The 24,153-nt window shown below is 51.8% G+C and carries 21 protein-coding genes and 2 pseudogenes; 9 read left to right on the top strand and 14 right to left on the bottom strand.

From position 1 onward, the window contains the following. From carA to ABIE10_RS14685, 3 genes are all read right to left on the bottom strand, one after another. Complete coding sequence (gene carA / locus ABIE10_RS14695) at positions 1–1,149, bottom strand: glutamine-hydrolyzing carbamoyl-phosphate synthase small subunit (protein ID WP_103283466.1); 1,149 nt, start codon at positions 1,147–1,149, stop codon at positions 1–3. Between the two features lie 456 nt (positions 1,150–1,605). Beyond that, entirely contained in the window at positions 1,606–2,427 is an 822-nt protein-coding gene (gene dapB / locus ABIE10_RS14690) for a 4-hydroxy-tetrahydrodipicolinate reductase (RefSeq protein ID WP_016151648.1), read from the bottom strand. A gap of 133 nt (positions 2,428–2,560) precedes the next feature. Next, positions 2,561–3,568, bottom strand: coding sequence for a LacI family DNA-binding transcriptional regulator (locus ABIE10_RS14685; RefSeq protein WP_016151647.1), 1,008 nt, complete (start codon positions 3,566–3,568; stop codon positions 2,561–2,563). A 187-nt stretch (positions 3,569–3,755) separates the two neighbouring features. Here ABIE10_RS14685 and ABIE10_RS14680 point away from each other — a divergent pair, with 187 nt between their 5' ends. Genes ABIE10_RS14680 through ABIE10_RS14660 form a run of 5 tightly spaced genes read left to right on the top strand, consistent with a single transcriptional unit; the run spans position 3,756 to position 8,069 of the window. Continuing rightward, positions 3,756–5,501: a class I mannose-6-phosphate isomerase gene (locus ABIE10_RS14680; RefSeq protein WP_047417256.1), complete on the top strand. Its 1,746-nt coding sequence runs from the start codon at positions 3,756–3,758 to the stop codon at positions 5,499–5,501. Positions 5,502–5,505: 4 nt separating this feature from the next. Beyond that, complete coding sequence (locus ABIE10_RS14675) at positions 5,506–5,934, top strand: PTS sugar transporter subunit IIA (protein ID WP_016151645.1); 429 nt, start codon at positions 5,506–5,508, stop codon at positions 5,932–5,934. A gap of 11 nt (positions 5,935–5,945) precedes the next feature. After that, positions 5,946–6,440 carry a PTS system mannose/fructose/N-acetylgalactosamine-transporter subunit IIB gene (locus ABIE10_RS14670; RefSeq protein WP_003837349.1) on the top strand — a complete coding sequence of 165 codons (495 nt, stop codon included), beginning with the start codon at positions 5,946–5,948 and terminating at the stop codon, positions 6,438–6,440. A gap of 10 nt (positions 6,441–6,450) precedes the next feature. Next, complete coding sequence (locus tag ABIE10_RS14665) at positions 6,451–7,251, top strand: PTS mannose/fructose/sorbose/N-acetylgalactosamine transporter subunit IIC (RefSeq protein WP_429156139.1); 801 nt, start codon at positions 6,451–6,453, stop codon at positions 7,249–7,251. Continuing rightward, positions 7,251–8,069: a PTS system mannose/fructose/sorbose family transporter subunit IID gene (locus ABIE10_RS14660; protein ID WP_016151643.1), complete on the top strand. Its 819-nt coding sequence runs from the start codon at positions 7,251–7,253 to the stop codon at positions 8,067–8,069. The genes ABIE10_RS14665 and ABIE10_RS14660 overlap by 1 nt, the downstream gene beginning before the upstream one ends. A 41-nt stretch (positions 8,070–8,110) precedes the next feature. Here the strand turns inward: ABIE10_RS14660 and ABIE10_RS14655 are convergent, their stop codons facing one another. The 9 genes and pseudogenes from ABIE10_RS14655 to ABIE10_RS14615 all read right to left on the bottom strand — a co-directional run bounded on the left by ABIE10_RS14655 (position 8,111) and on the right by ABIE10_RS14615 (position 16,559). After that, on the bottom strand, positions 8,111–8,893 hold the full coding sequence (locus tag ABIE10_RS14655; RefSeq protein ID WP_047414458.1) for a glucose-6-phosphate isomerase family protein: 783 nt from the start codon (positions 8,891–8,893) through the stop codon (positions 8,111–8,113). Continuing rightward, a complete protein-coding gene (locus tag ABIE10_RS14650; RefSeq protein WP_429156136.1) occupies positions 8,886–9,449 on the bottom strand; it encodes a glucose-6-phosphate isomerase family protein in 564 nt (187 codons plus the stop codon). The genes ABIE10_RS14655 and ABIE10_RS14650 overlap by 8 nt, the downstream gene beginning before the upstream one ends. A 97-nt stretch (positions 9,450–9,546) precedes the next feature. After that, on the bottom strand, positions 9,547–10,461 hold the full coding sequence (gene rihC / locus ABIE10_RS14645; RefSeq protein ID WP_016155659.1) for a ribonucleoside hydrolase RihC: 915 nt from the start codon (positions 10,459–10,461) through the stop codon (positions 9,547–9,549). Between the two features lie 66 nt (positions 10,462–10,527). Beyond that, on the bottom strand, positions 10,528–11,478 hold the full coding sequence (gene ispH, locus ABIE10_RS14640; RefSeq protein ID WP_047500149.1) for a 4-hydroxy-3-methylbut-2-enyl diphosphate reductase: 951 nt from the start codon (positions 11,476–11,478) through the stop codon (positions 10,528–10,530). A gap of 1 nt (position 11,479) precedes the next feature. Then, positions 11,480–11,929: an FKBP-type peptidyl-prolyl cis-trans isomerase gene (gene fkpB, locus ABIE10_RS14635; RefSeq protein ID WP_003018929.1), complete on the bottom strand. Its 450-nt coding sequence runs from the start codon at positions 11,927–11,929 to the stop codon at positions 11,480–11,482. A gap of 117 nt (positions 11,930–12,046) precedes the next feature. Next, positions 12,047–12,544 (bottom strand): signal peptidase II, encoded by a 498-nt coding sequence (gene lspA, locus ABIE10_RS14630; protein ID WP_003018932.1) that lies wholly within the window; start codon positions 12,542–12,544, stop codon positions 12,047–12,049. Continuing rightward, positions 12,544–15,360: an isoleucine--tRNA ligase gene (ileS, locus tag ABIE10_RS14625; RefSeq protein WP_016151638.1), complete on the bottom strand. Its 2,817-nt coding sequence runs from the start codon at positions 15,358–15,360 to the stop codon at positions 12,544–12,546. The genes lspA and ileS overlap by 1 nt, the downstream gene beginning before the upstream one ends. 37 nt (positions 15,361–15,397) lie before the next feature. Then, positions 15,398–16,336, bottom strand: coding sequence for a bifunctional riboflavin kinase/FAD synthetase (gene ribF / locus ABIE10_RS14620; RefSeq protein ID WP_003829725.1), 939 nt, complete (start codon positions 16,334–16,336; stop codon positions 15,398–15,400). A gap of 7 nt (positions 16,337–16,343) precedes the next feature. After that, positions 16,344–16,559, bottom strand: a pseudogene (locus ABIE10_RS14615) (DUF2575 domain-containing protein). 105 nt (positions 16,560–16,664) lie between these two features. Here ABIE10_RS14615 and rpsT point away from each other — a divergent pair. Together rpsT and ABIE10_RS14605 are read left to right on the top strand one after the other, a co-directional pair. Continuing rightward, a complete protein-coding gene (gene rpsT / locus ABIE10_RS14610; protein ID WP_003018940.1) occupies positions 16,665–16,928 on the top strand; it encodes a 30S ribosomal protein S20 in 264 nt (87 codons plus the stop codon). Positions 16,929–16,996: 68 nt separating this feature from the next. Beyond that, positions 16,997–17,339 (top strand): annotated as a pseudogene (locus ABIE10_RS14605) (transposase domain-containing protein); the annotation flags it as partial. Positions 17,340–17,449: 110 nt separating this feature from the next. On the opposite strand, the gene ABIE10_RS14600 reads toward ABIE10_RS14605, so the two are convergent. Together ABIE10_RS14600 and ABIE10_RS14595 are read right to left on the bottom strand one after the other, a co-directional pair. Further along, on the bottom strand, positions 17,450–18,175 hold the full coding sequence (locus ABIE10_RS14600; RefSeq protein WP_103766847.1) for a winged helix-turn-helix domain-containing protein: 726 nt from the start codon (positions 18,173–18,175) through the stop codon (positions 17,450–17,452). 257 nt (positions 18,176–18,432) lie between these two features. After that, on the bottom strand, positions 18,433–19,914 hold the full coding sequence (locus ABIE10_RS14595; RefSeq protein WP_019078334.1) for a glycoside hydrolase family 18 protein: 1,482 nt from the start codon (positions 19,912–19,914) through the stop codon (positions 18,433–18,435). A 778-nt stretch (positions 19,915–20,692) separates the two neighbouring features. Between ABIE10_RS14595 and ABIE10_RS14590 the strand changes: the two genes are divergently transcribed. Together ABIE10_RS14590 and ABIE10_RS14585 are read left to right on the top strand one after the other, a co-directional pair. Next, entirely contained in the window at positions 20,693–22,066 is a 1,374-nt protein-coding gene (locus tag ABIE10_RS14590; RefSeq protein WP_103766848.1) for an MFS transporter, read from the top strand. 40 nt (positions 22,067–22,106) lie between these two features. After that, the gene (locus tag ABIE10_RS14585) at positions 22,107–24,146 is read left to right on the top strand and encodes a glycoside hydrolase family 31 protein (RefSeq protein WP_429156130.1); all 2,040 of its coding nucleotides are present in this window, start codon (positions 22,107–22,109) and stop codon (positions 24,144–24,146) included. Positions 24,147–24,153: the final 7 nt, after the last annotated feature.

The raw sequence follows: 24,153 nt of genomic DNA, 5'->3' as shown, positions 1-24,153 counted from the left end.
TTATTTCGCGGACTGACGGTATTGCTCAATTAACTCGATAAAGTGGTCGAACAGCGGCGCAGCGTCGTGTGGACCCGGGCTTGCTTCAGGGTGCCCCTGGAAGCTGAACGCCGGTTTGTCGGTACGATGAATCCCCTGCAGGGTGCCGTCGAACAGCGACTTGTGGGTCACGCGCAGGTTGGCAGGCATGGAGGCCTCCTCGACCGCAAAACCGTGGTTCTGAGCGGTGATCATCACGGTGTTGTTATCAATATCTTTTACCGGATGGTTGCCGCCGTGGTGGCCAAACTTCATCTTAATGGTCTTCGCACCGCTTGCCAGCGCCAGCAGTTGATGGCCGAGGCAGATGCCAAATACCGGAATATCGGTTTCGAGGAATTTCTGAATCGCGGTAATCGCGTAGTCGCACGGCGCCGGATCGCCAGGGCCGTTGGACAGGAAGATACCGTCCGGATTCATCTTCAGAACATCTTCAGCAGAGGTTTTCGCCGGCACAACCGTCAGGCGGCAGCCGCGATCCGCTAACATACGCAGAATGTTACGTTTAGCGCCAAAATCGTAGGCCACTACGTGGAACGGCAGTTCATCGGCGGATTTAGCTTCCGGCAGGTCACCGGCCAGCGTCCAGCTACCTTGCGTCCAGCTATAAGGCTCCGCGGTGGTCACTTCTTTCGCCAGATCCATGCCGTTCAGACCCGGGAAGGCTTTCGCTTTTTCCAGCGCCAGCGCCGCATCCGGGTTATCACCCGCGATAATGCAGCCATTCTGTGCGCCCTTTTCACGCAGCAAACGCGTCAGCTTACGGGTATCGATATCGGCAATTGCCACAATATTATGGCGTTTGAGGTAAGAAGAGAGATCTTCGGTATCGCGGAAGTTGCTGGCAATCAGCGGCAGGTCGCGGATGACCAGGCCTTGCGCATGTACTTGAGAAGATTCTGCATCGGCTTCATTGGTGCCGACATTACCGATATGAGGATAAGTAAGAGTGACGATTTGGCGGGAATAGGAAGGATCAGTGAGGATTTCTTGATAACCGGTCATTGAAGTATTGAAAACGACTTCCCCAACCGCCGAACCTGTTGCCCCTATGGCCCGACCGTGAAACTGGGTTCCGTCTTCCAGAACCAATAGCGCTGACTTAATCAAAACACCCTCCAGAGAATATTCACTCACTTTATTTGCATATTAATTCATTAACACCTCATGAATCAATGCAAATTTGCTTACCTATGGATTTCTGGCAAACGGCGGCATTCTAGAGATAGCCCACGTAAAAGTCTACCCAAAAGGGCATTTTTTATTATTATTTTACGCCACTGGGATAAAACACACGATTTAACAGGCAAAAAGATCAGCTAACTTGGGGTGGAAAACGCTTGCGGAAGATAAAGAGTGTAAAAACAGGAAGCGCGACAGATAAAAGTGGACCATTTGGTCAAAATTTACATTGAAATAACAAAATAACCCTGCAAAACACCAAAAAACAGGCCATTAAATAAAAAATCAAATTAAAAAGCGGAAAAATAAAAGGGCAATAAAATATTGCCCTATGTAATCAAATCGTTATGATTACAATAACCACATCACGAAGGGTAATAAAAGTTATAAACTGCGTAAATCAAGCACATCTTTCATATCAAAAAGACCGTTTGACTTTGATTTCAGCCAAATTGCCGATCGTACTGCGCCATTGGCAAAGGTCATGCGGCTGGAGGCTTTATGCGTGATCTCAATGCGCTCGCCAATATCGGCAAACATCGCGGTATGCTCACCAACGATATCTCCCGCCCGCACCGTGGCAAAACCGATCGTACCGGGTACGCGCTCACCGGTGTAACCTTCACGCGAATAGACGGCACACTCTTTTAAATCTTTATCCAGCGCCCCGGCAATCGCCTCCCCCATCGCCAGCGCAGTGCCTGACGGCGCATCCACTTTATGACGGTGATGGGCTTCAATAATCTCAATATCGGTGTAATCACCCATCACTTTCGCCGCCTTCTCCAGCAGCTTAAGCATGACGTTAACGCCAACGCTAAAGTTCGCGGCGAAAACGATAGCAATGTCCTGCGCAGCATCACGAATAGCCTGTTTGCCCGCGTCATCAAAGCCAGTGGTGCCAATCACCATCCCTTTACCGTGCTGGCGGCAAAACGCCAGATGCGCCAGCGTGCCTTCTGGGCGAGTAAAATCGATGAAAACATCAAAATCATCTTTCACCGCCTCAAGACTACTTTGCACGGTAACGCCCGTTTTACCGGCTCCCGCTAACTCTCCGGCATCGCTTCCCAGCAAAGAAGAACCTTCGCGCTCCAGCGCCGCGCCGAGCTGTACGCCATCCATGCCAAGAGTGGCCTGAATCAACTGACGCCCCATGCGCCCTCCGGCTCCCGCGATGGCAACGCGGATTTGTGCATCATGCATAGCTATTCTCTTTTGTTAATTTTACGTAAATCGTTTTCAGATTAACCAGCACATCGCTGCGCCGCCAGCCGAAAACGTCGATAATTAGAATTTAATGATAAACAGGGAGAGATATCAGTAAAAGGCATGACGATCAGCGAAAACCACATGATTCTCTGACCACCAGCGCAGGTGGCAGAATAATGCGTTTCGGAGGTTCGTCATTTCCCTGAATGCGACTATAAAGTAGCTCCCCAGCCTTGCGACCTATCTCTTTTGCGGCCACCGACACGGTGGTGAGCGCAGGTTGTACCAGCGCCGCTTCAGTGATGTCATCGAACCCCACCAGCGCAAAATCGCGCCCTGGTTCACGCCCCATTTTACGTAATGCCTGCATAACCCCAAGCGCCACAATATCCTGATAACAAACGGCGGCGGTAATTTCCGGGAACCGCATAAGAAGCGACTCTGCCACTTTTGCGCCGTCAATTTGGCTGGCCTGTGTCGCCACTATCCATTGCGGATTCGGCGATATTCCCTGCTCCAGCAACGTGCTGGTGAATCCACCGATACGCTGTGCCCGGCTCCCGGAACTTGGGCTACCACCGATAAACGCAATATTCTTATGCCCCATTTTGACTAAATGGGTGGTGGCCATTTGCGTACCGAGAAAGTTGTCGGTTCCCACAAAATCAAAATCAGGGTCGCTAAGAGGGCGAACCACCATGATGGCGGGAATATTGCGCCTTTTCAGCGCCTCGAAGAAGGAGGTCGGTGTTTCGCGCGCCGCGCAGAGCACCATGCCGCAGGCATTATTGCGCATCAACGAGTCGACAAATTTTTGCTGCCTTTCTCCTGACTCTTCACTGTTTGCCAGAAACAGAAGCAGGTCATGTCGCTCCATCTCATGGCTTAGCCCTGCAGTCATCTCACCGTAAAAAGGGTTAGTGATATCGTGTAACAACAATCCGACCTGATTACTGCTCCGGTTACGCAGGTTGGCGGCGGTTTGATTATAAACGTAGCCGGCATCGTCCAGCGCTTTGAGCACCCTGTCACGTGTGGCCTGAGAAATGCGCCCCCGGTTACGCAACACCATTGAAACGGTTGCCGTGGAGACTCCCGCGCGTTCAGCAACCTGCGCCAGCGTGACTGTAGTCATGACCTCTCCTGTTTATTTCGAAGGTTAATCGAATAACCGAAACATTGCCTTTTTACGTGTGATTCACATCACGCTAACGTGCATTTCACCGCACTGGATTCTGATTATGGCGGGTTAATCGCGTTAACCACACTATGAAAATAAGGTTAATCGATTAATCTTAAATAAGCCAACACGGAGACAGAATATGCGTACAACCTATAATAAATTCCCTGAGGTTAACGTTCAGGGCTATGACAACCACGCCTGGCAGGGTTGGTCGTCAATTCATTCAGTGCTTAACACCAGGGTTTCTACCGCCGCCAAAACCGTATTGATCGTGGATTGCTATCCGGGCGTGCGGCTTGACGAGCTGGAGCAACAGCTTGTTACGACATTAGATACCGCACTGGTGCTGAATATTGAATCCGCCCGCCGCGATGAGCAGGCCCTGCATGATTTACTGGCGCGTAACCTTACCGACGATCGCGTATTCGGCGTTCTCTCCTGTCATCACCTGGATGAATTTTTTGATAGCGACAAACTCAGCCAACTCCGCCAACAGATTGATGCCGTTACCTCAGGGCTGGTTGTCGTGTACGGCTCAGGCGCTGCGCTGGCACACCCTGGTGACGTACTGGTTTATGCCGATCTTCCGCGCTGGGAAATTCAACAGCGTATGCGTCATAACGGGCTGGGTAACTGGGGTGCAGAAAACCAGGATGAAGATATTCTTCGTCGTTACAAACGTGCTTTTTTCATTGAATGGCGGGTATTCGACAAACATAAAACGCCGTTACTCAAACGCGCCGATTATTTGCTCGATACCACGGTAGAAAATAGTCCCGCGATGGTCAGCGGCGACGCGTTACGCGCCGGTCTGCAACAAACCACCGAACAACCGTTTCGCGTTGCCCCTTTCTTTGACCCAGGCGTCTGGGGCGGGCAATGGATGAAACAACGCTTCGATCTCGATCCCTCAGCCCCCAATTACGCGTGGTGTTTTGATTGCGTGCCCGAGGAAAACAGCCTGTTACTGCGTTTTGGCAACGTGCGGATCGAGATCCCCTCTCAGGATCTGGTACTGACCTGTCCCCGCCCCCTGCTGGGTGAAAAAGTTCACGCGCGCTTTGGCGCGGAATTCCCGATCCGTTTTGACTTCCTCGACACTATTGGCGGCCAGAATTTGAGTTTTCAGGTTCATCCGCTCACGGAGTACATTCAACAGCAGTTTGGTATGCACTATACACAGGATGAGAGCTATTACATTCTCGAAGCCGAGCCGGACGCCGTGGTGTATCTCGGGACCAAAACCGGGATCGCACCACAGGATATGCTCGACGACCTCCGGGCCGCGGGTCGTGGCGAAAAAACCTTTGATGATGAACGATTCGTTAACCAGATCCCTGCACATAAACACGATCACTTCCTGATCCCCGCCGGAACCGTACACTGCTCGGGTGCAGGAACCATGGTGCTGGAGATCAGCGCAACGCCCTATATCTTCACCTTCAAGCTGTGGGATTGGGGCCGCTTAGGGTTAGACGGATTACCGCGTCCGGTGCATCTGGATCACGGTCAGCAGGTTATTGACTGGCAGCGCGACACGCAATGGGTGCACGACAATCTCGTCAACCGTATTGAACCCCTGGCTGAAGGAGAGGGTTGGCGGGAAGAAAGAACCGGAATGCACGAACGCGAATTTATCGAAACGCGTCGCCATTGGTTTACGGCACCGGTCACTCACCATACCCATGGCGGCGTCAACGTCCTGAACCTGGTCGAAGGTGCGCAGGCCGTTGTTGAAAGCCCGAGCGGTGCGTTTCCCCCGTTTGTCGTCAACTATGCAGAGACCTTTATCATCCCTGCCGCCGTCGGAGAATATCGTATTTCACCGTTTGGCAAAGGCGTCGGTCAACAGCTCGCCACGATTAAAGCCTGGGTTAGAGGATAAGCGCATGATTAACGTAATTGTTGCCACCCATGGTCCCCTGGCAGACGCGCTTCTCGCCAGCGGTCGTATGGTTTATGGAGAATTACCGCATGTTTACCCCGTCACGCTGAGTGAACAGGCAGGTATCGAAGGGTTTAAAGAGACGTTCTCTCAGGTTCTCACCAGTGCCGGAAAAGACGCTGACGGCGTACTGGTGCTGTGTGACATGCAAAGCGGTACGCCGTGGAATGTCGCCTGCCATCATGCTTTTTCTTCACAAACGGTTCCTCCCGTTGCCGTCGTAGCGGGGGTCAATTTCCCGATGCTGTTACAAAGCGAGGAGATTTGCCATTTAACGGATGTTCACGCCGCAGCCGTCGAGCTGTTGGCGCTGACGATACCCACGCTGATTAAAGCCGCCCCGGTTTTATCCGTTCAGTCCGACGATTTTTAAAGGAAACCACTATGAGTATTTCTTTTGTACGTATCGATGACCGCGTAATCCATGGGCAGCTCGTGACACGTTGGGCCAAAGAGCTGCCCTGTGATGGGATCGTCGCTATAGACGACGCCGTCGCGGCCGACCCTTTGCTCTCTTCGGTGATGAAAGGCGCCGTACAGGACACCAAAGTTTGGTTGTTTGATACCGCCACCGCGATTGAAAAATTGCCAAAAGTCATTGCCAGCGAGAAACGTTATTTCGTCATTGGCAAATCCCCCGTCACGCTCAAACGCATTGAAGAAGCAGGTATCAGCCTGAAAAATGCCAACGGCAAGATTAATGTAGGTCCGATGAGCGCGCGTGCTGATACCACCACCATCGGCCCGAATCAGTCGGTCAACGGGGATGAAATTGCCGCCTTTGACTGGCTGACGCAACATGGACACCTGGTTGAGTTTCGCCTGGTTCCTGATGCCAGTTGCTACAGCTGGCAGGACGCACGTCAGAAGCTGAAATAAGGAGCGCACGATGATTATCGAAGCTACGTTGATTGGCATACTTTGCTATCTCGGCGCCCTCAGCAGTCCCTGGCTTCTGGGGCTGACCGGCGGCTGGTATCTGATCACCCGCCCGCTGATTTCCGGAATGCTGGTCGGGATTATTCTCGGCGACATTAAAACCGGGATCATGATTGGCGTCGCGGTTCAGGCGGTATATATCGCGATGGTAACGCCTGGCGGTTCGATGCCGGCCGATCTCAACTTTGTCGCTTACCCCGCAATCGCCTTAGGGATCCTTTCAGGAAAAGGCCCCGAGGTCGCGGTCGCGCTGGCGGCGACCATCGGTATCGCCGGAACCATTTTGTTTAACGCGATGATGGTACTGAACTCTTTCTGGAATCACCGGGCAGATGTGGCGCTGGAACGGGGCGACGAACGCGGTATTTACCTGAACAGCGCCATCTGGCCACAGGTGACAAACTTTGTCCTGCGTTTTGTTCCAACTTTTATTGCGGTTTACTTCGGCGCGCAATATATCAGCGGTTTTATGGACAGCTTGCCGAAAATAGTTCTGTCAACGATGAACGTACTGGGCGGCATTTTACCCGCCGTCGGGATCGCGATTTTGCTGAAGCAGATCATCAAAAACTACACCATGCTGATCTACTTCCTCGTCGGTTTTGTCTGCATCGTATTTTTAAAACTCAACATGGTCGCGCTGGTGATCGTCGGTTCGCTGTTGGCGTTGATCCATTACAACTACAAACCGGAACCGCCGCAGGCCGCGAATGCAAAGTCGGTAGCCGATGATGATGAGAATGAATTCTGATGGAAGAACGTACACTTACGCGTAAAGATCTTCGCCGCTGCTGGCGCGCATGGATGATGCACAACTTGTCATCGATGAGTTTTGAACGTCTGGAATCTTTTGGCTTTTGTTTGAGTATGCTTCCGGTGGCGAAAAAGCTCTATCCCGACGCAGCCCAACGTACTGAAATGCTGCGCCGTCATGCCTCATTCTATAATACGGAACCCCAGATAGGCGCGATCGTAAACGGCATGGTGCTGGGGCTGGAGGAGAAAAAAGCGAACGGTGAGCCGATCGATGGGGAGACCATCAATACCCTGAAGGTTGGCCTGATGGGCCCTATTGCCGGGATCGGCGATTCAATGATCCCAGGCATGCTGATCCCTATCCTGCTCAGCATCGGTATGGCCCTGGCGGCCGGCGGTAACATTCTGGGGCCGCTGTTTTATACCGTTGCCTGGCTGGCCATCATCATTCCCGGTTCGTGGTTCTTGTTCCTGAAAGGCTACAAAATGGGTTCTGGCTCGGTGGAAATGCTGGTGAGCAGCAAGTCTGCCCGTCTGCGTGAAGCGTTATCGCTGCTGGGTGTGTTTGTCATGGGGGGCGTGGCGGCCAGCTACGTTAAACTTGGCACCGGACTGGAGTTTATTACCAAAGATGGGGTGAATATCCATGTTCAACAGATGCTGGACGGTATCTTCCCGCAGTTACTGCCGCTGATTGTGGTTCTTGGTACCTGGTATCTGATGGCCAAGCGCGGTGTATCACCAGTGAAAGCGATGATTTTACTGTTGATACTGGCCGCCCTCGGCGTTGCCACGGGCCTGTTTGCGGGATAACACACAGAAAACGGTACAACCGGGGCTATGCCCCGGTTTTTTTATGGATGAAAGTTTTGCCATAGCTCGGGGTGCTTGTCCGGGCGTGAGATAAACTGGAAACGCGCCGGGTCCTCGATGAATTGTTGATAAACAGGTGCGGAGGTAATCGAGAATTCCGTATATTGTCTGGGCGTAACGGCCTGCAGTCGTCCAGGGATGTAACGCGGATTATGCTGCCAGATAACGTTGTTGCCCTGCAGCAGCGGATACCATGCCAGTCCTTTATGCGCACGCACGGCGTCGTACTCAAAACCATATTCACGATCGCACCACGCGCCAAAGGTTAACGGTACATCCGGGTCTGCGGATATAGTCGCATGCCCCCAACCGGGTGGTACCAACACTTTCTCACCGGGCCCGGCAATTACAGCAAAACAGCGGCCTGGGTCGTCCTCAACATATTCCTGCATATAAATGATCGCTTTTCCCTGCCAGATTTCATAAAGCTCTGGCGGAGACCAGCCGCTGTGCTGACTAATACGATGAATATGTCCTTGACTACGCACCGGCTCTTCTCCCAGCCGTCCCGCCGCATAGGTCACCACGCCAAACAACAGCATCCGCTTTTTCAACTCTTCGCGATCCTGCATTCGCGCCACATCCATCGCTATGGCATACACCTCTTGCGGCCCTTCACAGTGCGGATCGCGCAGCGAGGCGCGAATCTGGTCAAGTTGACGAATCTCCGGCATCGGCCCGGTAACCTCATCCCCATAGCTAAAACCAAGCGGGTGATGATGGACCGTCATATCCAGGCCGTAAGAATGCGCTAAGTCACCCATTCTGTACCTCCTTCGCCTGAACCGTCTTATGTTCCTCAAAGACCCTTATTCTGAAGCCGCTGGCGAGCGCTACATAATCATGACCCGCAATCCCTGGCCATACGGCGAGCGCCGACAGAACCTCTTCCCCGGTGTTGATTAACCGATGCGCGGTAAAGCCGGGGATAATATGGACAGATCCCGCGAATACTTTTTCCAGCCTCGCGTCGCCCTGCTCAGTTTGCAACAGCAGCAAACCGGTGCCACGCAGACCAAAATAGACTTCCCCCTGTTCGCGGCGCGCATGGAAATGCCCGCGGGTCATAAAATACTCACAGCCGACCCGGCCAGGGTAAAGATGGGTAACGCCGGTGTAGAGTTCACCTTCAGCGGGAGAGGTATCCAGCATCTCGACGTCATACACGACCTGCTCGCCAGCCAGCTGTTGACGGGCGTGTTCATCGGCAAAAACGTCTGGAAGATCCTCAATACGGGTGGATTTACGCAATAACAGGCCATCAGCTAAAGCGCCGCTTGCCCACGCCACCTGCGGTGGCTGGATAAAAGAAAGGTTCATATGTGTCTCCGGCCCGAGGAGAACAACAGGATCAGATTAGCAGATTAATCGATTAACCTGCTATCGCTATCTGCATATTGCGGGCCGGATCACAGCCTCAAGGTGCCAGCGTCAGTACCTCTGCCACCCACTGCTGGAACCCCTCAACGTCCAGCCCTAGCGCGACCTGGGCATTTGCCGGATGCCCTAAACGTCCTTCAATGTCCACCACCGTCGTACCCGAGGTATATTCCCCCTGGGTTTCAACCGCCACGAAGCACGGCTGCAGGGTAAACAGTTCCGGGCGCACCAGCCAGGCAATAGCGCACAGGTCGTGCATTCGTAGCCCCGTATTCATACTGCCGCTACGGTAATGGCTAAACAGCGCGTGCAGCATTTTTCCCGTCTGGTTAAGCTGCGGCAACGTCGCCAGATAGTCAGGGGTGAGCATGGCCTGATTAGTGACATCCAGCCCGCACATCACAATCTCCAGCCCGCTCTGGAAGACTTTTGCGGCGGCCTCGGGATCGATAGCAATATTAAACTCGGCGTTTGGCGTGAAGTTCCCGCGCCCGGCAGAACCGCCCATAATCACCAGACGGTGAATGTTGAATATGCATTCAGGATAATGAGTCAGCAGCAGCGCAATGTTGGTCAGGGGGCCAATTGCCACCAGCGTCACAGGCTGCGGGGCATGCATCAACGCATCGCGAATGGCCTGGAAGGCAGGTTTTGCCATCACCTGGCGGTCGTGTTCGACAAATTCATACCCTTCCATACCTGATTCACCGTGTACGGAAGCGGCATCTCGTAGCGGTCTCACCAGCGGCATCGATGCCCCCTGCGCCAGTGGAATATCCGCATTCCAGAAGTGCAGCAGTTGCAATGCATTACGGGTGGTTTTTTCCACCGACACATTACCTGCTACCGTGGTCATCAGTTGCAGATCCAGCTCAGGGGCAAACAGCGCGGCGGCAATAGCGGCAGCATCATCAATGCCGGGATCGGTATCAAGAATGATCGGTAAGCGCATGGTTTCTCCATAAAAAAATGCCAGACGTTAAGCCTGGCATCTTCTCATAATCGTAACCGGAAAGACTTACTCTACTTCACGAACATCCACACGCAGCTCTTTCGGTACTTCGAAAACGATGTTTTCTTCACGCCCTTCCAGTGGAATAGCTTCCCCACCGCCAAGCTCCTGCAGGCGAGCAATCACGTTTTGCACCAGGATATCAGGCGCCGAGGCACCGGCCGTCACGCCCACGCACCTGGCTTCTTTCACCCACGCTTCCTGGATATCGGTCGCATCGTCAATCAGATACGCCGCTTTCCCCATTCGTTGGGCCAGTTCAGCCAGACGGTTGGAGTTAGAAGAGTTTTTCGAGCCGACCACCAGCACAACATCGGCCTGCTCTGCCAGCGCACGGACCGCTTCCTGGCGGTTGGTCGTGGCATAACAGATATCGTCTTTGCGCGGCCCGACAATTTTCGGGAAACGGCTTCGCAGCGCGTCAATGACGTCAGAGGTGTCATCAACGGAGAGAGTAGTCTGCGTCATGAAGGACAATTTGCCTTCATTTTTTACATTCAGTTTCAGCACATCTTCAGGTGATTCGACCAGATACATTCCCCCCTGCGGGTTACTGTACTGGCCCATCGTGCCTTCAACTTCCGGATGCCCGGCGTGACCAATTAAAATTGACTCTTCACCGCGACGGCTGGCGCGGGCAACTTCCATATGCACTTTCGTTACCAGCGGGCAGGTCGCATCAAAAACCGTGAGGTCGCGGCCTTTGGCTTCGTTACGCACCGCCTGAGACACGCCATGAGCGGAGAAAATCAGGATCGCGCCATCCGGTACTTCGCTGATTTGCTCAATAAAAATAGCGCCGCGCTCGCGCAGGCTATCCACCACATAGCGGTTATGCACCACTTCATGACGGACATAAATCGGTGCGCCGTAAATAGCCAGCGCGTTTTCCACAATGCTGATAGCGCGGTCTACGCCAGCGCAAAAACCGCGCGGGTTGGCCAACAGGATCTGCATTTTACGCCTCCAGTGCCGGTTCGACTTCCAGCACTTCAATATCAAAATGAACGGTATGCCCGGCCAGCGGATGGTTGAAATCAACCGTGATCGAGTCACCGTTGATTTCGCGGATCACACCAGGCATCTCACTGCCGTCCATTGCGGTAAAGAGCATGATAGCGCCAATTTCTGGCTCGCCCGCGTCCATAAATTCCCGACGCGAGAAATACTGAATTAAGTCCGGGCTGGACACGCCGAAGGCGGCATCCGGCTCCAGAGCAAAAGTGGTTTTATCACCTTCTTTTAACCCCAGCAGGTGTTGTTCCAGTCCTTCAGACAGAGAACCGTCGCCCAGGCGAAACAGCGCAGGCTTGCCGTTATTGCGGGTTGACTCTGCGGTGGAGCCATCGTCGAGCTTAAGGGTGAAGTGCACCAGCACCGCACTGTTACTCTGTACTGATTTAGACATGCAGGTTGCTCTTTAAAATTGCTGCCGCCTGTTTGCCCGATAGCGCTACGCTTACCGGGCCCACAAGGATCGCAGTATATTGTAGGCCGGATTAGCATAGCGCCATCCGGCATTTTTTTATGCGGCTTTTTTCTCTTTCGACGGTAAGAAGCCTTCGAGGACAATCAATGCCGCACCGATACAGATCGCCGTATCGGCAAGGTTGAATGTCGCGAAATGCCAGTCACCGACGTAAAAGTCAATCATATCAACCACGAAGCCGTGCCACAGGCGGTCGAACAGGTTGCCCAGCGCACCGCCAATGATTAACGCATACGCGATGTTGTTTAGCTTCTGCGTCGCCTTCGAGCGATACATCATCACCATCAGGATAACGCAAATACCAATGGCGATACCGGCAAAGAACCAACGTTGCCAGCCACCGCTGTCGGCTAAGAAGCTAAACGCCGCACCATAGTTACGCGCATAGTGCAGATTAAGCGACGGGAACAGCGACACCGTATCCCCCAGAGCAAAGTTCTGGAGGATCAGGTATTTGCTGCCTAAATCGATAATCAGCACGACTACCACCAGCCACAGCCAGCGTAGTCCTGTTGAACATAGAGGCTTACTCATCAGGCAAACTTACGTTGTTCGCCATCACCGGCGATGTTGCTGACACAGCGTCCGCAGATATCTGCATGTTCCGCCACCTGGCCGACATCGGTAGTGTAATGCCAGCAGCGCGGACATTTCTCACCTTCGGCTTTGCTCAGTACGATTTTCAGACCTTTGAGCAGTTCGCTCTGCTGAGCGTCAGCAGGAGCCGCTGCATAATCCGCAACCGTCGCACCGGAGGTCAGCAGAACAAAGCGCAACTCTTCGCCCAGCGCGGTCAGTTTCGCCGCCAGTTCTGGTTCAGCGTACAGAGTAACCGCCGCTTCCAGCGAACCACCGACTTTCTTATCAGCACGTGCCTGCTCGATGACCTTGTTCACTTCGCCGCGCACTTTCAGCAACTCGTCCCAGTAGGCATCGTTCATCGCTTCGGTTTCGCCTAAGCCAAACAGACCTTCGTACCATTCACCGGTAAAGACGTACTTCTCACGCTCGCCCGGCAGGTAACCCCAGATTTCATCGGCGGTGAAGGACATGATCGGCGCCATCCAGCGTACAAGCGCTTCTGCAATATGGAACAGCGCAGTCTGGCAACTACGACGCGCCACGCTGTCCGCTTTCGCGGTGTACTGACGGTCTTTGATGATGTCGAGGTAGAACGAACCCATTTCTACGGAGCAGAAGCGCATCAGGCGCTGTACTACTTCGTGGAAGTCATAGGCTTCATAAGCTTTCAGGATCTCTTCCTGCGCCGCTTGTGCACAACCTACCGCCCAGCGATCCAGCACCACCATCTCTTCCGGTTTCACCATATCTTTTACCGGATCGAACCCGTTCAGGTTCGCCAGCAGGAAGCGCGCGGTGTTACGGATACGACGATAGCTGTCGGCAGCACGTTTCAGGATTTCGTCAGAAACGGCCATTTCGCCGGTATAGTCGGTAGAAGCGACCCACAGACGCAGAATATCCGCGCCCAGTTTGTTCATTACGTCCTGCGGGCTTACGGTGTTACCGATAGACTTGGACATTTTACGACCCTGACCATCAACGGTGAAACCGTGGGTCAGTACCTGACGGTATGGCGCTTTGCCCTTCATTGCAGTGGAGATCATCAGAGAAGACATGAACCAGCCGCGGTGCTGGTCAGAACCTTCCAGATACATATCTGCCGCATGGCCTGCAAACTCAGGACGCACGTCCACAACGGATGAGTGGGTTGAACCGGAGTCGAACCACACGTCCAGCGTATCCGGGACTTTGACATACTGGTCAGCTTCATCGCCGAGGATATCTTTCGGATCGAGATCCCACCACGCCTGGATGCCGTCAACTTCAACGCGTTTGGCCACTTCTTCCATCAGTTCGATAGCACGCGGATGCAGCTCTTCGGTATCTTTGTGAACAAACAGAGACATCGGCACACCCCACGTACGCTGACGGGAGATACACCAGTCAGGACGGTTGGCAACCATCGATTCAATACGTGCCTGACCCCAATCCGGGATCCATTGCACGCCTTTGATCTCTTTTAGCGACTGCGCGCGCAGACCTTTCTGATCCATGCTGACGAACCACTGCGGAGTCGCACGGAAGATGATCGGCGATTTGTGGCGCCAGCAGCACGGGTAGCTGTGCTGCATCTTCTCAACGTGCAGCAGAGCGCCTTTATCGCTCAGCAGCGCAACGATTTTGTCGTTGGCTTTAAAGACGTTCACACCGTCCAGATCCGGATAGGTACCCGCCAGATATGCGCCGTCCGGGCCAACCGGGTTAGCGATTTCCAGACCGTATTTCTGGCTAATGACGTAGTCATCCGGGCCGTGGCCGCCGGCGGTATGGACCGCACCGGTACCCGCATCCAGCGTAACGTGATCGCCAAGAATAGCCGGCACGTCAAAGCCCATAAACGGATGGGTAAAGCGCAGCAGTTCCAGCTCGGCGCCTTTTACGGTGCCCAGAATAGTGTATTCAGCCGCACCAATACGCTGCATGACGCTTTCAACCAGATCCTTCGCCAGAATCACAGCCTGCCCGTCAATCTGCACCAGCGCATAGTCAAAATCAGGCGCCAGAGAGATTGCGCGGTTCGCCGGTAACGTCCACGGGGTGGTAGTCCAGATAACCAGTGAGATCGGGCCATTGACGTCAGAAACGCCAAATTTCGCTTTTACCGCGTCCTGATCGGCGGCGTGGAACGCAACGTCGATGGACGGGGAGGTTTTGTCATAATACTCAACTTCCGCTTCCGCCAGCGCGGAACGGCAATCAACGCACCAGTGCACCGGCTTCGCACCTTTGTGCAGGTGACCGTTACCGATGATTTTACCCAGCGCACGAATGATGTTGGCTTCAGTTTTGAAGTCCATGGTCAGGTACGGATGCGACCAGTCGCCCAGCACGCCAAGACGGATAAAGTCTTTACGCTGACCGTCAACCTGCGTCGCTGCGTATTCACGGCATTTGGCGCGGAACTCAGCGGCGGTGAACTTCTCGCCCGGCTTGCCGTATTCCTGCTCTACTTTCAGCTCGATAGGCAGACCGTGGCAGTCCCAGCCCGGAACGTAAGGCGAGTCGAATCCCGTGAGTCCTTTGGACTTCACGATAATGTCTTTCAGAATCTTGTTAACCGAGTGACCAATATGAATGCTGCCATTCGCATAAGGAGGGCCATCATGCAGAATGAAGGTTTTTTTGCCTTTTTTGGCCGCACGAATGATGCCGTACAGGTCATCATCAGTCCAACGCGCCAGCATTCCCGGTTCACGCTTGGCGAGATCGCCGCGCATCGGGAACCCTGTTTCCGGCAAATTCAGGGTTGATTTATAGTCACTCATCAGATTCTCGGTTCCGTATTTAAAACTCGTATAGGCATTAAGCCGGTTTTGTTAGCCCAAAAAATTCACGGGCAGTCAACTCATCACGCGCAATCTGCGCTTTTAGTTCATCCAGCGAGGCAAATCGCTGTTCGCTGCGTATTTTTTTACGCAGTACTACATCTATATGGCGACCATACAGGTCCATTACAACGTCCAATAGATGCACTTCCAACTGTTGGCGTACGCCTGCTACCGTTGGGCGTGTGCCGATGTTGGCGACGCCGGGTAAAGGTTTGTCACCCAGCCCCATTACTTCAACCGCATAAACCCCTTTCACCGGAGAAACCTGGCGACGAAGCGGTAAGTTTGCCGTCGGAAAACCGATAGTGCGCCCTAACTCGTCACCGTGAACTACGCGTCCTGAGATAGTAAAAGGATGCCCAAGCAGGCTTTCAGCCAGTTGCAGGTTATCTTCCGCCAGCGCCTGACGTACCGCGGTGCTGCTGATGCGCACACCGCCTTCACAGAAGGTTTGGGTGCTGGTGATATCAAAACCATACTCAGCGCCCGCTTCCTGTAATAACAAGAAATCGCCCGCACGGCTAGCGCCAAAGCGGAAATCATCACCAACGGCAAGAAATTGTACACCAAGGCGCTTCACCAGCAGATCGCTGATGAAGGTCTGCGCCGTTAATGCCGCGAAGCGCCTGTCAAAACGCACGCACAGCACGTAATCAACGCCGCACTCCGCCAGATAACGCAGTTTTTCCCGCAGGCGGGTGAGGCGCGCAGGTGACTTGTCCGTCGCAAACAGCTCCAGCGGCTGCGGCTCGAAAATCATCACCATCACCGGTAAATTGCGTTTGCGCCCTTCTTCCCGTAAGCCCTGCAGCAACGCACGATGGCCACGGTGCACGCCGTCGAAATTACCAATAGTCAGCACACACCCATGCGGGGCCTGACTGAGATTATGTATGCCTCGTATCAGCTTCATGTCTGGCTCAAAACAGTGAAAATCGTGAAAGTATACCCTGTACCGCGTTCAACGTTAACCGGCGATTGTTTCTACGAAACAGAAAGAGGATGGTTTTCATCGTTATGAAACAAATTGACGCCCTTCACGGGCACACCAATGCAATTTTTCTCGTGGAAAGGCTGTATTCACGCCCCGCAAGCTGGTAGAATCCTGCGCCATCACTACGCAACGAGTGCTGCAATTTAAACGGCGCTTATTTGCACAAATCCATTGACAAAAGAAGGCTAAAAGGGCATATTCCTCGGCCTTTGAATTGTCCATATAGAACACATTTGGGAGTTGGACCTTGGCTAATATCAAATCAGCTAAGAAGCGCGCCGTTCAGTCTGAAAAGGCCCGCAAGCACAACGCTAGCCGTCGCTCTATGATGCGTACTTTCATCAAGAAAGTATACGCAGCTATCGAAGCTGGCGACAAAGCTACTGCACTGAAAGCATTTAACGAAATGCAACCGATCGTGGACCGTCAGGCTGCTAAAGGTCTGATCCACAAAAACAAAGCTGCACGTCATAAAGCAAACCTGACTGCACAGATCAACAAACTGGCTTAATCGCCTGCTTGTTGTCGCTTTGTGAAAAAAATCACGCAAGCGTAGCACAATAAGCCCCATCATTTTTGATGGGGCTTTTTCATACTTTCAACCTGTCGCTATGCGATACAATTTGGGCTGAACCCGAATCTCTTTCCTCTTTTCGGCACTCAATACCTCCTGAATGTCTCTCAGGTCCTTCGCTCCACAGATAAAGCCAGTATCAGAAAGCATAAACTCTCCGCGGAACTTGTTATCTGGTTAATTATCGGAATGAGCTTCATTATGATCTCTACATCACCGATGCGGTGACAAAACTCGAGCTTGTTCTGGATGGCTCTCTGGCTGCCAACTCTATTAATCAGACCTGCTGGAAATTCCGTGATGAACCGCTTGAGGCATTATTTCATCTAACCGGCTCATCACTGGACGCATCATCTTGCCGAACGACGGTTAACCGAGCTTTTCGGTGGCAAGATGACGCTCTCGCCTTATCCACCAAACGCATAATAAACTTAAGTTGCATTACGTAACGAAAAATATCATGAAGTCACTTTTTTACATATATATTCATGATTTTTGCAATTTTCGCTTGTATCGTACTTATTGCACTGGCACAGGATAAATCCTTTTTGTCCATGACTATCTTTTCCCGTTTCAGGATTTAAATACAGGTTTTTCCCGCCATTATGAAGACGTAACTCTTCCCTGTAGAAAAACACTGTCAGGAGTACTAATACTGTAGTCAATACAAATGTCAGGAACGCTAAAATAACCCTCGCCTTATGCAGGGAGAGATTAACGGCAACGTCTGTTTTTTTGCCTTCGGTTTTTTTCTGAATTTCATAATGAGCACTGAGAATATCAGTGTCAGAAGGACAGGAAAATACCTCAATGGCAGCAGGTTCATTTTTTTCAGCGCCTAATTCAGCAACCGGTGTAACGCTATAGGCCGGATTGATCTGGTAGCCCAGTCGGGGATGGGTCACGATTAAATCCGTCATCTCTATATCCCGCAAATCCCGCCGCAAGGCATAAATCGTCTGCAATAACGTACTATCGCTGGCGAATAAACCAAATTGTCCCCATACCTCATCGCAAATTTGCTTTTTTGTCGTTATATCTTGTTGGGTATGTGAGATGAGACACTTCAAACAGCGACCTTTCACGCCGGATAAATGAATACTTTCCCCATCCTTAAGATGATGAAGAACCATTTCACTTGTATCAAACAATAAATCATTTCCAATCATGAATGATGTAACCATTTGAAAATCCATTAACTATTGAGATGCATTATTTTAGTACCAAAAATAATCATCTAACTGAGAGAATTGTCAAACCTGATGTAAAAAACCATAAAAAAATCTAAAAATAAGAAGGCAATGTCATAAAATGTAATATAAATTTACTTATTCAATCCAAAATAATAATTCACCTGATACACAATATTTATTTACTTATCTATGTTTTTTACACGATGAGACAGCCGAAAATGTCCCCCTTTACAGGGGGACATGAGCGCTTACTTTGTAATACCTTTAAAATAGAACGGTCTCATATCAACAGTTTGCCGCGTCATTTCGCAGCCCAGCCCTTCGCGAGCCGCATTCACCAGCGGGCCACGATCCAAATCCGCCGTCCAGGTAAACAGGCCGCCCAGGCCGCGGGATTTTACGTACTCGGCTTTGGCCTTCACGGTGCGCGGGGTATCCAGCGACATAAAGACTTTAGACTGTGGGTTATACAGGAAATCCGCATCCGCCACTTCATCGGTGTAAACAATAAAATTATTGCGACCGGTCTGGTTTTCCAGATCAAGATAATTTGCGATATGGTCGTACCATTCCGTTGAGCCGGATTCAAATGTTCCGACCGTCGTGCCGTATCCTGGCGTGTAAGTTCCTTTCAGCGGAGATACGCTCTGGATCGTCGCATCATGGGCATTACGGCTATAACCGGCATAACCGATAAAGACCTGTTTAAGCGGCACCCCAATCGACTCCAGATAATTAACGGCGGTCTCTACGCTCCAGTTATTCGCGCTGCCATTCGGGTAGAGATTGGTATGATGCGCCAGCTCGGTAGCCCACGGCGTACCAAAGAAGTCGTAGGTCATTAAATTAATGCCCCAGACCCCCGCATCAATGAGCGCTGGAATATTGGCTTTTTTCAGTTTCTCGATGTCACCAGCCGCGGCAACGCTAATTTTCACATCACTGCGATTGATTTTATTCAGCGCGGCTTTCACATCCTTAATCAAGGCAGCAAAATTTGGTGCGTCAGTATCATCGTAGGTATTACCGGTATTTCCCGGGGCACCCGGATATTCCCAATCCAGATCGATTTCGCTAAACATCGGGAATCGGGTGAACAGATCGGTCAGGCCGTCGCAGAATAGCGCACGTTTATGTGGATCCTTAGCCATAAAGTGGAACGCCTGGCTCATGGTCCAGCCGCCGATACTCATTGAAAGATGGAGATTCGGGTTCTTTTTCTGTACATCGCGTAACCCCCCCAGAACGCCCTGTGCATCGTACTGATGGAAAAGCGCCATGTAATCATTGCTTACCCAGCCCGCAAAGCCGCAGTTGCGGTAGGAGGCAACATCTCCCCACGCATCGACAAAAGTGGGTTGCCATTGCGTACGCTGGAAGTCGACTGCGGCATTGTTGATGGTCGTCGCTTTCTCGCCGGTATCGCCGACGATCCCGCAGAAACCCAGCGTAATTTTATCGTAAGCAAAGGGGTCTAATAACGCCAGGTCAACGCCGCGCCCACAGCTGGAAGGCGCGAAATCACCATCGAGACGGCCGTCATATTGCGACCAGTCCGTCCAGTAACCGGACACTTTAAACTCGTTGGGCTTGTACTCGTTATAGGCTACCTTCGCAACACGCGCCGATGTATAGCTAAACTCATTGGTTTCCGTGGCCGCCACAAATCCGTTCTGCTCGTACTCTTTTGTACTGAGCGAATCATTTTGTACCAGTTTGCTGTTAGTCATAATGCTTACCTCGTTAATGAGTCATAGAAGAAATAGTGTGTCCCATACGTCCGGTGGGACACCTATGTAATGCTCCCATTATGCGAGGGGTGCTAATCACAAACGCTTTGAAACCATGAGATATCGATTTGATGAGATCTCATTTTCTGTATAAAACAGGTTATGAGATAGGGTAAGAAGCGGGCTGGAGGGTCTCAGGAAATTACTTTCTGTTTGATCTTAAAAATTTTTTCTCCGGCACATCCACTTTGCTCAGCACACGCCAGTAACCCTGCCATAAGGTGGCAGGGCGCAGTGTACCGATTGGCCGAGTAACCCCCCTCCCACAACCCAATACCGTTCTCTTAAGCGGCGCGGCCTTGCGCGTAAGCGGGTTTTTTATGCCTGTCGTTTACAGCCTGATTCGACAGCAACCGTCATTCACTGATCTTGATCAGTACTCCTCCTGCCCGCTCCTCCTTTCAGTCCGCCACCTCACCAGGTACATGAAAGTTATTTTCTTTCACTGTTTAACTTTTTTAATTTCATTGTAGATGAAATTGTGACCACCATAACAAATGAAATAATTACTCATCCAAAAACGAATAAACGCAATCCTGAAGTAAGATTTGATAATTGATCACGATGCCAGAGTTAACTATTTTTCATAAAACCAATTAACCACTATCTCAATCCAAAGGCTAACGTTTTCTGGAAACAAAAAATAAAAAACACCCTATTGCTTAGAAAGTAAAAGCTGTTTTTCTGGGCGTATCGCACCAATATCGGAGTTATCATTATGAGTTCTGTTATTGAGGATACCCAGTCTTGCGGGTCAGCATCATTATCTTTACTACAGCGTATTAGCTACGGCTCTTTAGATGTGGCAGGTAATCTACTGTACTGTTTCGGTTCAACCTACATCTTATATTTCTACACGGACGTTGCGGGTATCAGCCTCGCCGTAGCCGGGGTTATCCTGCTACTGGCGCGTATTGTAGATGGTATAGACGCCCCCATCTGGGGAATCATCATCGATAAGACGCGTTCGCGTTACGGTAAATGCCGCCCTTGGTTTTTATGGTTACCGCTGCCTTTTGGTGTATTCAGCGCGCTGTCATTTTGGTCTCCCGATATCAGTATGACAGGAAAAGCCATCTATGCAGCAATATCCTACATGATTGCCAGCATTTTATTTACCGGACTTAATACACCACTCAGCGCAATATTACCCCTGATGACCCTATCCCCCAAGGAGCGGCTGGTATTAAATTCCTGGAGAATGACCGGCGGGCAAATTGGGGTTTTATTAATGAATGCCACTGCATTGCCCCTTGTTGCATTTTTAGGTAACGGAAACGATCATACAGGATTTATTTATACGGCGATTCTGTTTGCCGTCATATCCTGTTCACTAACGCTTTTCGCCTTTAAAAATATCCGTGAAATGGATGCGGATAAAATACAGCAAGAACCAAGATTGCCGATGAAAAAAAGTTTCACGGCGATGAAAGGTAACTGGCCATGGATCCTGATGGTGCTGGCAAACCTGATCTTCTGGATCGCCCTGCAGCAGCGCTCCACGACGATTGTCTACTATCTAACCTACAACCTTGACCGCAAAGATCTGGTTCCGCTGATTAACAGCCTGGCGACAATTCAGATCCTGTTTATCATCGCCATTCCTTTCTTTAGCAAATACCTGGCTAAAACCTGGATATGGGTAGGCGGCTTACTGGTCGCCACCTTAGGCGGCGTCCTGATGTGGCTGGCGGCGGACAACATTCCTTTCCTCATCGCTGCCTGGGTGCTCGGAAATATCGGCAGCGGAATCGCCTGCTCAATGCCGTTTGCCATGCTGGGCTTCGCCGTCGACTTCGGCGCATGGAAAACGGGTATCAAGGCTACCGGCATTCTTATCGCCTTCGGCAGTACTTTCTGCATCAAGATGGGCAGTGGCCTAGGTACCGCTTTCGCCGCCTGGATCATGAACAGTTTTGGCTATGTTCCGAACCACGCCCAGAACGCTGCAGGTCTGGAAGGAATTACCTGGGCCTTTATCTGGACGCCTGCCTTGCTCTTCACGCTCGCGGCGATCCCGCTGCTTTTCTTCCGTAAATACGAAGCGATGGAAGAGAAGATTCGCCACGATCTGGTAACCATCAATCAATAACATACCTTACCTTCACCCTCGAAATACGGGAGGCACCACCATGCCATTTGTGCAACATGACCCGCGTCGCCTGGTCTGGCAGCAAAACGATCGCTATTTGTGGATTGAACCCTGGGGCGAGAACAGCCTACGCGTGCGCAGCGGCCGTCATCTACCGGTAATGAGAAATGAGGACTGGGCATTGAATGAGCCCGTCGCAGAAAGCCTCTGCCATATTGTTTATGAGCACCACCAGGCGACGCTGACTAACGGTAAAATTATCGCTGTCGTCAATCAAAAAGGGCAAGTCACCTTTTACCGCCATTCGCATAAGCCCCTGTTGCAGGAGTTCTGGCGTCTGCGGGGCGAAATCGGTGAGGACGAGTCTTCACACGGTCAGTACGTCAGCGCCCTAAACCTTGAAGGGCGCGAATTCCGCCCTATTCCGGGAGGAAAATATTCGATTAAAGCCCGCTTCGAAGCCGCCGAAGGGGAAAAAATCTATGGCATGGGCCAGTATCAGCAGGCCAATATGGATCTTAAAGGGTGCGTTCTGGAGCTGGCACAGCGTAACTCCCAAGCCTCAGTACCATTTATGCTTTCAAGTCTGGGCTACGGATTTTTATGGAACAATCCAGCAGTTGGTCGCGTAACCTTCGCCCACAACGTCACTGAATGGGAAGCTCAGGTCAGCGAACAACTGGACTACTGGATCACCGCTGGCGATACCCCCGCAGAAATCAGCCAGGCTTACGCGCTTGCTACTGGCACACCGCCGATGATGCCGGATTACGCCATGGGTTTCTGGCAGTGCAAACTCCGCTATCGTACTCAGGAAGAGCTGCTGGCGGTCGCCCGCGAGTATAAACGACGCAACTTGCCCATCTCGGTTATCGTTATCGATTTCTTCCACTGGCCAAATCAGGGGGACTGGATGTTCGACCAGCGCGACTGGCCCGATCCCGGCGCCATGATCGCCGAGCTAAAATCACTGGGCATTGAGCTGATGGTCTCTGTCTGGCCGACGGTGGATAACCGCACCGAGAGCTATCGGGAGATGCATGAAAACGGCTGGCTGGTGCAAACGGAACGCGGAATACCGATCAATATGGATTTCCTCGGCAATACCACTTTTTTTGACGCCACTCATCCAGGCGCTCGTGACTACGTCTGGGGTAAAGCTAAGCGCAACTATTACGATAAAGGCGTGAAGCTCTTCTGGTTAGATGAAGCTGAACCTGAGTTCAGCGTTTACGATTACGACAACTATCGCTATCACGCCGGGCCAGTGCTGGAAGTGGGCAATATCTACCCGCGAATGTACGCCCAAACCTTTTTTGATGGCATGAAAGCCGATGGCGAAGACAAGGTTATCAACCTGCTACGTTGCGCCTGGGCCGGGAGCCAGAAATACGGCGCGCTGGTCTGGTCCGGAGATATCCACTCTTCGTTTCGATCGCTACGCAATCAGTTTGCCGCCGGACTCAATATGGGAATCGCGGGGATACCGTGGTGGACGACGGATATCGGTGGTTTTCATGGCGGTAATATTCACGACCCGCAATTTCATGAGTTGCTGATTCGCTGGTTTCAGTGGGGCGTCTTTAGCCCGGTGATGCGTCTGCACGGTAACCGCGATCCGCAGATTTTACCGGAACATGCTTACCGTGATGGTATTGCCCAATGCCCGACCGGTGCGGCGAACGAAGTGTGGAGCTATGGCGAGGAGGTGTGTGAAGTTTTGACCGGCTGTCTGACGTTGCGTGAAAAGCTAAAGCCGTACATCAAAGCTCTGATGGTGGAAACGCACGAACGCAATGCGCCGGTAATGCGCCCCCTGTTTTTTGAATTCCCAGAGCAGACAAGGAGTTGGGAAATTACCGATCAGTACTGTTTTGGCCCCGACCTACTGATTGCGCCCGTCATGCACGAAGGTATGCGTGAACGTGACATCTGGCTACCAGAAGGGGAAACATGGACGGAACTTGTGACCGGCGAGAGTTATGCGGGAGGACAAACGCTGCGCTATGCCGCACCACTGAACAGAATTCCGGTATTTATCCGCGAAAGTGGTAAATACCGGAATTTATTAAAGCTATAGAATCCTT

The organism is Citrobacter sp. 506 (assembly GCF_050434985.1).
In the GTDB taxonomy this organism is placed as follows: Bacteria; Pseudomonadota; Gammaproteobacteria; order Enterobacterales; family Enterobacteriaceae; genus Citrobacter; species Citrobacter braakii.
Note: the sequence above shows the minus strand (reverse complement) of the source record. Positions and strands in the feature narration are given on the sequence as shown.